The following is a 12,113-nucleotide window of genomic DNA, read 5'->3' on the forward strand; positions in this document are numbered from 1 at the left end:
GCCTCGCCTTCGCCGACGTTCCGCCGAACCTTCGCGACTAGCCGAAGCCGCCCGCCACTTTCGTCATCCTAGGGTCTGCGCCGCGTCGCTGCGCTCCTTGCTTCGCCCTAGGATGACGAAGGCGCGGTCGCTTCAGCTAATTTTCGGGGTTCATTCCAATGTAACCACGCGCCTGCACGACGCATGCCTCACCCATCACGCCTGCGTCATCGGGTACTGCTCTTTCAACGCCTTCAGCACCTGGTCGCCTGGCATCGGCGCGCCGAACATGAAGCTTTGCACATATTCGCAGCCCATCTGGCGCAATTCCAGCGCATCGCTTTCGTCGGAAATGCCCTCGGCCACCACCGACAGGCCGAGTTCATGCGCCATGTTGACCATGGATTTGAGCAGCACCGCCCGCTTCGGCGTCGCGTCGTCGACGAAGCTCTTGTCGATCTTGATGGTGTCGAAGGGGAAGCGGGTCAGATAGGCGAGCGAGGAATAGCCGGTGCCGAAATCGTCCAGCGACAGGCCGATGCCGAGCTGCTTGAGTTTGGTCAGCACATGCGAGGTCTGCTCTGGATTGTCCATGACCAGCGATTCGGTAAGTTCGAGCCGGAAGCAGCGCGGCTTCAGATTGGCGCGGGCGATGACCGAGCGGACATCGCTGACCAGGTCGCGGCGGATCAGCTGGCGGCTGGACAGATTGACCGACACCGACAGCGGGGTGTCGCCGATCTGCTTTTGCCAGCCGGCGAGGTCTTCGGCCGCCTGCTGCATGGCAAACAGCCCAAGCTGCACGATCAGGGCACAGCTTTCGGCGACCGGAATGAAATCGCCGGGCGGGATCATGCCGCGGCGCGGATGGTCCCAACGCAGCAGCGCTTCGAAGCCGGCAATGCTGCCGTCCTCCAGCCGCACGATCGGCTGGTAGGCAAGGGTGAATTCGCGCCGCTCGATGGCGCGGCGCAGATCGGATTCGAATTGCAGCCGGTCGGTGCCGACGGTGCGGAAGGCCGGCCGGAACGGCTCGATCCTGTCGCCGCCGAAGCGCTTGGCCTGGTGCATGGCAAGCTCGGCGTCCTTGACCATGTCTTCTGCCGAAGTCTGCGCCGAGGTCCAGGTGATCAGGCCGATCGAGGCGGTCAGCACGATCTCGCGCTTGGCGAAGGTGATCGGGTTGTTGATCGCGTGCTTGATGGCGTCTGCCACCGCCGCGATGCGGGAGGGTTCCTGTTCGGAGAGCAGCATCAGGGCGAACTGGTCACCGGCAAAGCGCGACAGCGAATCCTTCGGTTTCAACAGCCGGTGCAAGCGGCGCGCAATGGTGAGCAGGATGGTGTCGCCGGCCGAGATGCCAAGCCCGTCATTGACCTGCTTGAAACGGTCGATGTCGATGACGAAGACGGTGGGGCGCACCTTCTCTTCGGTGCGCGCGATCGAGATGATGGCTTCCAGCCGGTTCATCAGAAGTTCGCGGTTGGGCAGGCCGGTCAGATTGTCGTGAACGGCATCGTGCAGCAGCCTTTCCTCGGACTTTTTCTGCTCGGTGACGTCGACCATGGTGCCGACGCAGCGAATCACTTCGCCATCCGAGCCGATCACCGGCCGCGCCCGAAGCAAGAACCAGTGGTAGTGCCCGTCGGCGCCGCGCAGGCGGAAATTCTGCGAGACCCGGCCGCGCCGATGTTCGAGCACCACGTCGAGGGTGGTGCGGAACGTGTCGCGGTCGTCGGCATGCAGCACCGGCAGCCAGTTGCGGGCCGCACCCCCCAGGCTGTTGGGCGCCAGGCCAAGCTGGATGCTGACGTCGGGCTTGGTGACGACGCGGTCGCGCAGCACGTCCCAGTCCCACACCGTGTCGCCGGAGCCGGCGACGGCCAGCGCCTGGCGCTCAAGATCGGAGAACAGGCCCTGATGCAGCGCGCCGCCGGCAAAGGCATGCTGCATGACGGTGAAGCCGATCAAAAGGATGATCAGGATCAGCCCGCCGCCCAATGCCGGCTGGGCGATGTCGTTGTCGAGCATGCCGGTGATCGCCATCCACGACCCGCACAGCCATAGCAGCACCATCACCCAACTGGGCACCAGCATGATCGCACGGTCGTAACCACGAAGACCGAGCAGGATGATGAGGCCGAGCCCGGTCAGCGCGGTGGCGGCAAAGGACAGCCGGGCAATACCGGCGGCGACGGCCGGATCGATGATGGCCACACCCGCAATCAGCACCAGACCGAGGATCCAGACCAGCGCGCCATAGCTGAAATGGCCGTGCCACCGGTTGAGGTTGAGATAGGCGAACAGGAACACCACGAAGGTCGCCGCAAGCGCCACCTCCGTTCCCGCCCGCCACATCTGCTCGTTCCCGGGCGATATCTCTATGATCTTGTTTAGAAAGCCGAAATCGACGCAGATATAGGCAAGTACCGCCCACGCAAGTGCGGCTGTCGCCGGAAACATCGAGGTTCCCTTGACGACGAAAAGGATGGTCAGGAAGAGCGCCAGCAGCCCGGCGATGCCGATGACGATGCCGCGGAACAGCGTATAGGAATTGACCGAGTCCTTGTAGGCTTCCGGCTCCCATAGATAGACCTGCGGCAGCTTCGGCGAGGCGAGTTCGGCGATGAAGGTGATCACCGTTCCCGGGTTCAGCGTCACCCGGAACACGTCGGCGTCGGAGCTTGACTGGCGGTCGAGCGCGAAGCCCTCGCTGGGGGTGATCGCGGCGATGCGGGTGGCGCCGAGATCGGGCCAGAAGATGCCGGAATTCACCAGCCGGAAATGCGGCGCCACGATCAGCCGGTCGAGCTGCTGGTCGGTGGTGTTGGCGAGCGCGAACACCGCCCAGTCGCCGCTCGAGCGCGCGTCATTGGCCTCGACCTCGATGCGCCGCACGATGCCGTCGGGACCGGGCGCGGTCGACACCTGGAAGTTTTCGCCCTGATTGACGTAGATCTGGACGGCGCGCGACAGGTCGAGCGCTACGTCGTCGCGGGCAATCTTGATCGGTTCGACGGCGAAGGCCGGTAGCGCCGCGCAAAGCGTGACGACAGCCGCCAGAACAAAGGCCAACAGCGACCCGTTTCGCAGGAAATTCGTCAAAAATCAGTCCTTCGTTCCAGCGCCCGGTGGATCGTCCGCGATCCGGGCGTAGAGGTAGTGGTCCTGCCAGATGCCGTTGATCCTGAGGTAGGATCGCAGAAGTCCTTCGCGCCGGAATCCGGCTTTTTCAAGCACGCGGATCGACCGGACATTGTCGGGAATACAGGCAGCTTCGATCCGGTGCAACCTCAGCGTATCGAAGGCGAAGCGGCAGACCACCTTGACCGCGTCGGTCATCAGGCCGCGGCCGCCAAACCGCTCCCCGATCCAGTACCCGACATGGCCGCTTTGCGAGACGCCGTGGCGTATATTGCCGAGCGTAATGCCGCCGGCAAGCTTGCCGCTCGCCTTCTCGAAGATGAAGAAGGCGATGGCTGTCCCCTGCGCATAGTCTTCGCGGTAGCGGCCGATGCGCAGCCGCCAGGCGGTGCGGTCGAGTTCATCGCGCGTCCAGCGCGGCTCCCACGGTTCGAGGAAGGCACGGCTTTCGCCGCGCACCGCTGACCATTCGCGATAGTCGTTGGTGTAGGGCACGCGCAGCATGACCCGGTCGCCTTTCAGTGCCGGCAGGTCACGGCGAAAGAAAGGGAGCGCGAACACCGGCGCTTGAAGGCTTAGACGGCGAGCTTGCGGGCCGTGGTGTGCGTGCCCGCAAGCGAATCGAGAATCGCCTCATAGGGCGCGAGCGTACCCACCGGTCCAACCGCAGTCAGCGTCGGCTTGGTCGAAAACAGCCGGGACGAAAGGTCGGTCAGCCGCTCGACGGTCAGCGCCGACAGCCGTTCCATCAATTCCTCCTTGGCGATCGGCCGGCCGAACAGAAGCAGCTGCCTGGCGATCTGCGAGGCGCGGCTGGCCGGGCTTTCAGCCGACATGATCAGGCCGGCGCGGTATTGCGCGCGGGCGCGGTCGAGCTCTTCCTGAAGGATATTCTCGCCGGCCTTCTGCAGCTCGTCGATAATGACCGGAACCAGTTCGGCAATGTCGCTCTGCCCGGTCGCGGCATGAACGCCGAAGATGCCGGTATCGGAAAAACCCCAGTGGAAGGCATAGACCGAATAGCACAGGCCACGCTTTTCGCGGACCTCCTGGAACAGCCGGGACGACATGCCGCCGCCGAGGATCATCGACAGCACCTGCGAAGCGTAGAAATCGCGCACATGATAGGCTCGGCCTTCGAAGCCGAGCACGATCTGCGCGTCCATCAGGTCGCGATCCTCGCGGAAATCGCCGCCGACATACTGCGCATATTGCGGCATCGTGCTGTCGGACTTGCTGCGGAAACCGCCGAGCTGCTTTTCGACCTCGCGCACGAAATTGTCGTGCTTAATGTCGCCTGCCGCCACGATCACCATCTTCTCGGCGCCATATTGGCGCTCGATGAAATCATGCAGCTGTTTGGAGGTGAAGGATTTGACGGTTTCCGGCGTGCCGAGGATCGAGCGGCCGATCGTCTGGTGGCGGAAGGCGGTCTCGGTGAAACGGTCGAAGACGATGTCGTCGGGCGTGTCGTGCGCGGCGCCGATCTCCTGCAGGATCACATGCTGCTCGCGCTCCAGTTCCTCTGGGTCGAATTCGGACTCCTGCAGGATATCGGCAAGGATATCCACCGCCAGCGGCACATCGTCGGACAGCACCCTGGCGTAATAGGACGTCGTCTCGACTGATGTGGCGGCATTGATCTCGCCGCCGACATCCTCGATTTCCGAGGCGATCTCGAAGGCCGTCCGCCTTTTCGTACCCTTGAAGGCCATATGCTCGAGCAGATGGGCCATTCCGTGCTCGTCGTCACGCTCATTGCGGGCGCCGGACTTGACCCAGGCGCCAAGGGCAACGGATTCGAGGCTTGGAAGGGTTTCGGTGGCGACTGTCAGGCCGTTCGACAGACGGCTTACCTCAACACCCATATGGCAAGTACTCCCTAACGCGCTGCCCTTGAGTGGCGGCTCACGTAATCTTCCACCATTTTCAGGTCGGATGGAAGTACCGTGTACTTTTCGTCGGCTGACATCAAGGACCCCAGGCATGCGGGCAGGGCCGGCGACACGCCGCAGGCGGCTTCGACCGCGGCCGGGAACTTGGCCGGGTGCGCCGTGCCCAGCACCACCATCGGCACTGCACCGTCAGCCTTGCCGGCGGCGACATGCACGGCCGCGGCCGTGTGCGGATCGAGCAGATAATTGCTGGATTCGAGCGTTGAACGGATGGTGGCGGCAACCTCGTCCATATCAGCGCGTCCGGCGTCGAATTCGGACCGCACCCGGTCGATTTCTGCGGTTTCGATGGTGAAGGCGCCGGATTGCTTGAGGCCGGCCATGTAACGCCGCACCGTCTCTGCGTTACGGTCGCAGGCCTCGAACAGCAGTCGCTCGAAGTTCGACGATACCTGGATGTCCATCGATGGCGACGTCGTCGCAAACACACCCTTGGTGCGGTATTCACCGGTCGCGAAAGTGCGCGCCAATATGTCGTTGTCGTTGGTGGCGACGATCAGCCGCTCGATCGGCAGGCCCATCTTCTTGGCGGCGTAACCGGCGAAAATATCGCCGAAATTGCCGGTCGGCACGGTAAAGGAGACCGGCCTGTCCGGCGCGCCGAGCGAAAGCGCCGAGGAAAAATAATAGACGATCTGGGCCATGATGCGGGCCCAGTTGATCGAATTGACGCCCGATAGCGACACGCGATCACGAAAACGATGATCGTTGAACATATCCTTCAGCAGGCCCTGGCAATCGTCGAAATTGCCTTCGATGGCCAGCGCCTGGACGTTGGTGGCCGTCGATGTCGTCATCTGCCGCTGCTGCACCGGCGAGACGCGGCCATGCGGAAACATCACGAAAATGTCAGTTCGGTCGCGGCCGGCGAAGGCATCGATGGCGGCGCCGCCGGTGTCACCCGAGGTCGCGCCGACGATGGTTGCGCGCTGGCCGCGCTCAGTCAGTACATGGTCCATCAGCCGGGCAAGCAGCTGCATGGCAACGTCTTTGAAGGCCAGCGTCGGACCGTGGAAGAGTTCAAGGATGAACGTGTTGGCGCCGGTCTGCACCAGCGGGCAGACGGCCTGGTGGCGGAAGGTGGCATAGGCTTCTCGCACCAGGCGCTCGAAGACGGGTGCGGCGATCTCGCCGCCGAGGAACGGCGTCAGCACGCGGATGGCGAGGTCCGCATAGGGCAGGCCGCGCATGGCGCGGATCTCGGCTGCCGAAAACTGCGGCCATGTCTGCGGCACATAAAGCCCGCCGTCGCGGGCCAGCCCCGCCAGCACCGCGTCGGCAAATCCAAGCACGGGTGCATCCCCGCGGGTACTCACATAGCGCATCGTCAAGGTCCATTGCTGCCGCCGGTTCATCCACGGCAATTGGTTAATTTTCCGAGCCGGCTCAGTCGCATTTTTGCCGTGGCGTTGCTATACGTCACCAACTTTGCGAGAGGGAAGTGCAGTTTCATGGCGTTTCACAAGTTCAACCGTCGCTTTGTCGCGGGTCTGGCGCTCACCGGCTTTATGCTTGCCGCCGCCGGTTGCCAATCGAGCGACAATGGCATCCTCAATCTCGGTTTCGGCAAGAAGACCGACCCGAATGCGCCAATACCGCCGCAGGATCCCAAGGTTCTCGCCAGCCAGTTGCAGGCCTACTGCCCGAAAGTGACGGTGCGCGATGGCACCGCCTACTTCAATACCTACGCCAAGGGCGCGCCGCAGCCGAGAAAGAAAAAGGCTGATGCGGCACAGGATGCCGAGGCCGCTGCCGCCGCGCAGACGGCGCCTGACGGCTCCATCGTCGATCCGAACAAGGATCCGGCCAAGATCATCTACCAGGCCTCGATCAGCGATGTGAGCCGCGATTGCAGCCGTGCCAACGGCCAGTTGACGATGAAGGTTGGGGTTGCCGGCAAGATCGTGCCGGGACCGCTGTTCGCCCCCGGCACCATCACCATGCCGATCCGCATTGCCGTCATGCACGGCCCCGACGTACTTTATTCGCAGATCCACCCCTATCAGATCCAGGTCAGCGATCCCTCGACCGCCACCCAGTTCGTGTTCACCGATCCCAACGTCGTCGTGCCCGAACCCTCCGCCCGGGATTACACTGTCTATGCCGGCTATGACGACACCGCGCCGGCGGCGGCGGACAAGAAGTCCGGCAAGAAAAAGAAGCGCGCTCCGGCGACGAACTAAGCGCCTGGGCGCCGTCGCTGCTGCGACGGTGCCGGTCAACTCTTTGAAAGATCCAAACGATCCGATCGTAATCCTGCAGGCGTGCGCCTGCGGCAGGTCGCGTCTGCGCTTTAATCTCGATCCATTCCGCCAGCGCACTTGACTCATCCATATCCCGGCGGTTATACGTCAATCAATAGCTCGCAGGTTATTGATCCCGATGCCGGACGCCCACGATACTTTGTTCAGAACGCTTGCCGACCCGACCCGGCGGGCCATCTTCGAGCGCTTGTGCCGCCAAGGTGAGCAGACCGTGGGGGCGCTGACGGCGCAGTCCGGGGTCTCGCAACCGGCGGTGTCGAAGCATCTCGGCGTCCTGAAGCTGGCCGGCCTGGTGCGTGACCGCCACGCCGGACGCCAGACCCACTACAGCGCGCAGCCCGAGGCACTTGGTCCGCTGACCAACTGGACAGTTCAAATGACAGGATTCTGGGAGAGCCGCTTCGATGATCTCGAGAACCTGCTGAAAAGGATGGACCAGTGAGCAATCCCGAGCTGCGCACCGTCGTCGTCGAACGTGAAATATCCTGGCCGGCGGAGAAGATCTGGCGCGCGTTGACGCAGCCGCATCTGATGGAGGAATGGCTCATGAAGAACGATTTCAAGCCTGTCGTCGGCCACAGCTTCAATCTTCGCGGCGACTGGGGCGGCGTGCTCGATTGCGAGGTGCTGGCCATCGAGCAAGGCAGGACGCTGTCCTACAGCTGGGATTTTTCGCATGAGGATGCCGCCTACAATCTGAAGAGCGTGGTGACGTTCACGCTCACGCCCACCAGCACGGGGACCCATCTGCGCGTCGAGCAGTCGGGTTTCCATCCGAGCCAGAAGCAGGCCTATGGCGGCGCCAGGGCCGGGTGGCAGCAATTCCTCACCAAGCTGGAGCAGGTCCTGGCGAAGCCGGATTGAAGCCTGCCGGTACCATGCCCTGATCGCGGGGCACCGAATGCAAAAAGGAGGAAATCGATGAAGATCAAGCTGACCAGCGTCTATGTGGACAACCAGGACAACGCACTGCGCTTCTACACCGACGTGCTGGGCTTTGCTGTGAAGGCCGACTTCAGCAATGGGCCTTTTCGTTGGCTGACCGTCATCTCACCCGATGAGCCCGAGGGAGCCGAGCTACAGCTGGCGCTCAACGACAACCCGGCCGCCAAGGCCTACCAGCAGGCCATCTTCAAGCAGGGGCAGCCCGCGCTCATGCTGTTCACCGACGACGTCAAGGGTGATTACGAGCGCATCAAGGGACGCGGCGGTGCGTTCGCCATGGCGCCGACAGAAGTGACCGGCTCGACCATCGCCCAGCTCAACGACAGCTGCGGCAATCTCATCCAGATCACCCAACTGGCGCGTTGGTAGGCGCTGGTTTCAAGAGGAAGTTGCAATGAACTTGAGCAAATGGATACGTCAAACCCATCGTTGGCTGTCGATCATCTTCACGCTGACCGTGGCAGCCAATTTCATCACCATGGCGTTCGGGCAACCTCCGGCCTGGGTGGTCTATTCGCCGCTGCTGCCGCTATTCCTGCTGCTGTTCAGCGGCCTCTACATGTTCGTGCTGCCTTACGTCGCGAGATCGCGTGGCGAGCAGGGCGCGCAAGGGTAGGACATGGCCAAGGCGCCGGGAAAATCGAAGGTCGCAAAACCGGCCCCAGACAAGCCGGAAAAGCCGGTCCTGCTTTCGGGCGGCAACCCGCAGATCCCGAAGGCCTATGGGGACGCTCCGGTGCAGGCATATATTGCTGCCATGCCGGGCTGGAAAAGCGATGTCGGGCGCCGGATCGACGCACTTATCGTCAGCGCCGTCCCCGGCGTCTACAAGGCGGTGAAGTGGAACTCACCGTTCTATGGCATCGAGGGCGACGGTTGGTTCCTCAGCCTGCATTGCTTCACCAGATACGTCAAAGTCGCCTTCTTTCGCGGCACGTCGCTCGATCCTGTGCCTCCCGGCCGTTCCAGGCAAAAGGAAGTGCGCTATCTCGACATCCATGAAGGCGAAGAGATCGACGAAGCCCGCTTCGCCTCCTGGGTGAAGCAGGCCAGCCGATTGCCCGGCGAGAAGATGTGAACGGAGGCAGACCATGAAGATCAGCATGTCGAGCAAGGACGAGGGAGGCGCCTCTGCCTCCGAGCGGATAGATGCCCGAATCCGGGAGCTGGACGATTGGCGGGGCAAGACGTTGGCCAGCCTGCGCAAGACCATCCTCGACGCCGACCCGGAAATCATCGAGGAGTGGAAGTGGATGGGCAGCCCGGTATGGTCACGCGACGGCATGATCGCCGTCGGCAACGCTCACAAGGACAAGGTGAAGCTGACCTTTTCTCACGGCGCCAGCCTGCCGGATCCCGACAGGCTGTTCAACAATGGGCTCAACGGCAAGGTGTGGCGCGCCATCGATGTGTCGGAGGGCGACGTGATCGATGCGGATGCGCTGAAAGCGCTCGTCCGCGCCGCGATTGCCTACAACAGGGCTAAGAAGAAACCGGCTAAGTCGGCCAAAGCCAAGGACTGATCGGTTCAGGCGTCCGACCACTCCGACAGAGCGGCAATCACACTTTTCAGTTCGGCCCAGCGGCGGATGACGGTTTCGGCGCCGGCTTCGGTCAGCACATCGGCATGGCCGGGATAGCTGTGCGCGGCGCCGGTGAAGCCGATCACGCGCATGCCAGCGGCCCTGGCGCCGGTGACGCCGTGCACCGAATCCTCGATGACGAAGGTGTTTGCCGGATCGGCGTTGAGTTGCTCCGCCGCAATCAGGAACACATCCGGCGCGGGCTTGGTTTTCTTGCTTGGTATTTCCAGCGCTGAAAAAATCCGGCCGGCGAAGAACGGCAGCAGGCCCACTTTCTCCAGCATGAACTCGATCCGCTCCAAGCGTGAGTTCGAGCAGACGCAGCGCGGCGCGGTCACCGCCGCGACCGCCTCGCGCACGCCGTCGATGGCGCGCACGTCGCTGCGCAGTTTGCGGTCGACGAGCTCTTCGGCCCGGTCGATCATCGAGGCCTGGAACGGGATCGCGGATTTTGCCTCGACCCGCATCATGATGTCCTTGAAGGTCAGTCCGGCATAGGTTTCGGCGTATTCCTCGGCCGAGATTTCATATCCGGCCAAGGTCAGCAATTCGGCCTCGACGCGGGCTGCGATGATTTCGGAATCGACGAGCACGCCGTCGCAATCGAAGATGACAAGGTCTGGCTGGGGCATGGCAATCCGAACGAGGGAGGGTGATGGAGGCCCGGCAAGGCTCAAGCGGCGCGACATACACCAACGGGCCGGGCTGCGCAAACTGACGACCTCAGGGCTGCCTGGCCTGTTGCGTCCTTCACCGAATATTTACGCTGATCGGTAACCATAACGGGGAGTAAACAGTAACGCGTGCCTTGGGTGTAAAAATGTCTGCCGTGCGTCTTCTCGCCGACCTCTCCCACGCCCCCCAGCAATCCGAGTGGCTGGACACGATCCTCAAGGGCGATTGCGTCGCCGCGCTCGACCGGCTGCCGGAAAAATCCATCGACGTCATCTTCGCCGATCCGCCTTACAATCTGCAGCTCGACGGCGATTTGCACCGGCCCGACCAGTCCAAGGTCGACGCCGTCGACGACGACTGGGACCAGTTCGAGAGCTTCGAGGCCTATGACGCCTTCACCCGCGCCTGGCTCCTGGCGGCGCGCCGCGTGCTGAAGCCCAATGGCACCATCTGGGTCATCGGCTCCTATCACAACATCTTCCGCGTCGGCGCCAAGATGCAGGATCTCGGCTTCTGGATTCTCAACGATGTCGTCTGGCGCAAGACCAACCCAATGCCGAATTTCCGCGGTCGCCGCTTCCAGAACGCGCATGAGACCATGATCTGGGCCTCGCGCGATCAGAAGGGCAAGGGCTACACCTTCAATTACGAAGCCATGAAGGCATCGAACGACGACATCCAGATGCGCTCCGACTGGCTGTTCCCGATCTGCACCGGCGGCGAGCGGCTGAAGAACGACAATGGCGACAAGCTGCATCCGACGCAGAAGCCGGAAGCGCTGCTTGCCCGCATCATGATGGCTTCGACCAAGCCGGGCGACATCGTGCTCGACCCGTTCTTCGGCTCCGGCACCACCGGCGCCGTGGCCAAGCGGCTCGGCCGTCACTTCGTCGGCATCGAGCGCGAACAGGTCTATATCGAGGCCGCCAACGAGCGCATCGATGCCGTGCGGCCGCTGGAAAGCGCCGATCTCACCGTGCTCACCGGCAAGCGCGCCGAGCCGCGCGTCGCCTTTGTCAGCCTCATCGATACCGGGCTTATGCAGCCCGGCGCCACGCTTTACGATGCCAAGAAGCGCTGGTCGGCCAAGGTACGCGCCGACGGCACGGTGGCGATCGGCGACAGCGCCGGCTCGATCCACAAGATCGGCGCCGAAGTGCAGGGCCTGGACGCCTGCAATGGCTGGACCTTCTGGCACTATGAGCGCTCGGGCGGCCTGACCCCGATCGACGAACTGCGCCGCATCGCCAGGCTTGGCATGGAGCGGGCAGGGGCTTGAGATTCAAGGTTTAAATTCGGCGCTCTACGACGGCCCCCCTCTGCCCTGCCGGGCATCTCCCCCTCAAGGGGGGAGATTGCTGTCATCAACGCTTTCGCCAATTTTTGATCTTGCAAGGTGAGAACGGCCGCAGCGGCTGCTGATCTCCCCCTTTTGAGCATAGGCGCTAAGATAGCTTTGGCATGGACTGAAATTTGCGCTTTCGTGGTGGTTCGCGCCAGCGATATCGCAAGGCATGGAGATTTTGGCGCAGGGCCGCCAAGGAAGGTTGAGTAAAGATGGTCGCGAT

Annotated in this window: 13 protein-coding genes; 8 read left to right on the top strand and 5 right to left on the bottom strand. The window is 62.8% G+C overall.

The annotated features are described in order from the left end of the window. Nucleotides 1-195: 195 nt before the first annotated feature. From NKI05_RS29580 to thrC, 4 genes are read right to left on the bottom strand one after another with little or no spacing between them, the layout of a single operon-like run. Nucleotides 196-3,084, bottom strand: a complete 2,889-nt coding sequence (locus NKI05_RS29580; RefSeq protein ID WP_352793860.1) for an EAL domain-containing protein — start codon at nucleotides 3,082-3,084, stop codon at nucleotides 196-198. Between the two features lie 3 nt (nucleotides 3,085-3,087). Continuing rightward, nucleotides 3,088-3,684 carry a GNAT family N-acetyltransferase gene (locus tag NKI05_RS29585; RefSeq protein ID WP_023816780.1) on the bottom strand — a complete coding sequence of 199 codons (597 nt, stop codon included), beginning with the start codon at nucleotides 3,682-3,684 and terminating at the stop codon, nucleotides 3,088-3,090. 14 nt (nucleotides 3,685-3,698) lie between these two features. Continuing rightward, complete coding sequence (locus tag NKI05_RS29590) at nucleotides 3,699-4,991, bottom strand: M16 family metallopeptidase (protein ID WP_023668402.1); 1,293 nt, start codon at nucleotides 4,989-4,991, stop codon at nucleotides 3,699-3,701. A 14-nt stretch (nucleotides 4,992-5,005) separates the two neighbouring features. After that, entirely contained in the window at nucleotides 5,006-6,403 is a 1,398-nt protein-coding gene (thrC, locus tag NKI05_RS29595; protein WP_023834465.1) for a threonine synthase, read from the bottom strand. Between the two features lie 126 nt (nucleotides 6,404-6,529). Between thrC and NKI05_RS29600 the strand changes: the two genes are divergently transcribed. From NKI05_RS29600 to NKI05_RS29630, 7 genes are all read left to right on the top strand, one after another. After that, nucleotides 6,530-7,261 (top strand): hypothetical protein, encoded by a 732-nt coding sequence (locus NKI05_RS29600; protein ID WP_023668400.1) that lies wholly within the window; start codon nucleotides 6,530-6,532, stop codon nucleotides 7,259-7,261. Nucleotides 7,262-7,460: 199 nt separating this feature from the next. Further along, a complete protein-coding gene (locus tag NKI05_RS29605; protein ID WP_023698528.1) occupies nucleotides 7,461-7,784 on the top strand; it encodes an ArsR/SmtB family transcription factor in 324 nt (107 codons plus the stop codon). Beyond that, the gene (locus tag NKI05_RS29610) at nucleotides 7,781-8,206 is read left to right on the top strand and encodes an SRPBCC family protein (protein WP_023816778.1); all 426 of its coding nucleotides are present in this window, start codon (nucleotides 7,781-7,783) and stop codon (nucleotides 8,204-8,206) included. Before NKI05_RS29605 ends, NKI05_RS29610 begins: the two co-directional genes overlap by 4 nt. Nucleotides 8,207-8,263: 57 nt before the next feature. Beyond that, complete coding sequence (locus tag NKI05_RS29615; protein WP_023668397.1) at nucleotides 8,264-8,656, top strand: VOC family protein; 393 nt, start codon at nucleotides 8,264-8,266, stop codon at nucleotides 8,654-8,656. 25 nt (nucleotides 8,657-8,681) lie between these two features. Next, on the top strand, nucleotides 8,682-8,903 hold the full coding sequence (locus tag NKI05_RS29620) for a hypothetical protein (RefSeq protein WP_023668396.1): 222 nt from the start codon (nucleotides 8,682-8,684) through the stop codon (nucleotides 8,901-8,903). 3 nt (nucleotides 8,904-8,906) lie between these two features. Further along, a complete protein-coding gene (locus tag NKI05_RS29625) occupies nucleotides 8,907-9,365 on the top strand; it encodes a DUF1801 domain-containing protein (RefSeq protein WP_023732088.1) in 459 nt (152 codons plus the stop codon). Between the two features lie 13 nt (nucleotides 9,366-9,378). Continuing rightward, nucleotides 9,379-9,810: a DUF1801 domain-containing protein gene (locus NKI05_RS29630; RefSeq protein WP_023816775.1), complete on the top strand. Its 432-nt coding sequence runs from the start codon at nucleotides 9,379-9,381 to the stop codon at nucleotides 9,808-9,810. Nucleotides 9,811-9,815: 5 nt separating this feature from the next. Here the strand turns inward: NKI05_RS29630 and NKI05_RS29635 are convergent, their stop codons facing one another. Beyond that, nucleotides 9,816-10,502 (bottom strand): HAD family hydrolase, encoded by a 687-nt coding sequence (locus NKI05_RS29635; protein WP_023732087.1) that lies wholly within the window; start codon nucleotides 10,500-10,502, stop codon nucleotides 9,816-9,818. A gap of 188 nt (nucleotides 10,503-10,690) precedes the next feature. On the opposite strand from NKI05_RS29635, the gene NKI05_RS29640 reads away from it, so the two are divergent. After that, complete coding sequence (locus NKI05_RS29640; RefSeq protein ID WP_352793865.1) at nucleotides 10,691-11,824, top strand: site-specific DNA-methyltransferase; 1,134 nt, start codon at nucleotides 10,691-10,693, stop codon at nucleotides 11,822-11,824. Nucleotides 11,825-12,113 lie beyond the last annotated feature (289 nt).

Source organism: Mesorhizobium sp. M0771 (genome assembly GCF_040320155.1).
Lineage (GTDB): Bacteria > Pseudomonadota > Alphaproteobacteria > Rhizobiales > Rhizobiaceae > Mesorhizobium.

Excerpts from the sequence above, each read along its gene's own strand:
- NKI05_RS29590 (WP_023668402.1), bottom strand. The coding sequence starts at position 4,991 with ATGGGTGTTGAGGTAAGCCGTCTGTCGAACGGCCTGACAGTCGCCACC.
- thrC (WP_023834465.1), bottom strand. The coding sequence starts at position 6,403 with ATGCGCTATGTGAGTACCCGCGGGGATGCACCCGTGCTTGGATTTGCC.
- NKI05_RS29600 (WP_023668400.1), top strand. The coding sequence starts at position 6,530 with ATGGCGTTTCACAAGTTCAACCGTCGCTTTGTCGCGGGTCTGGCGCTC.
- NKI05_RS29605 (WP_023698528.1), top strand. The coding sequence starts at position 7,461 with ATGCCGGACGCCCACGATACTTTGTTCAGAACGCTTGCCGACCCGACC.
- NKI05_RS29615 (WP_023668397.1), top strand. The coding sequence starts at position 8,264 with ATGAAGATCAAGCTGACCAGCGTCTATGTGGACAACCAGGACAACGCA.
- NKI05_RS29620 (WP_023668396.1), top strand. The coding sequence starts at position 8,682 with ATGAACTTGAGCAAATGGATACGTCAAACCCATCGTTGGCTGTCGATC.
- NKI05_RS29625 (WP_023732088.1), top strand. The coding sequence starts at position 8,907 with ATGGCCAAGGCGCCGGGAAAATCGAAGGTCGCAAAACCGGCCCCAGAC.
- NKI05_RS29630 (WP_023816775.1), top strand. The coding sequence starts at position 9,379 with ATGAAGATCAGCATGTCGAGCAAGGACGAGGGAGGCGCCTCTGCCTCC.
- NKI05_RS29635 (WP_023732087.1), bottom strand. The coding sequence starts at position 10,502 with ATGCCCCAGCCAGACCTTGTCATCTTCGATTGCGACGGCGTGCTCGTC.
- NKI05_RS29640 (WP_352793865.1), top strand. The coding sequence starts at position 10,691 with ATGTCTGCCGTGCGTCTTCTCGCCGACCTCTCCCACGCCCCCCAGCAA.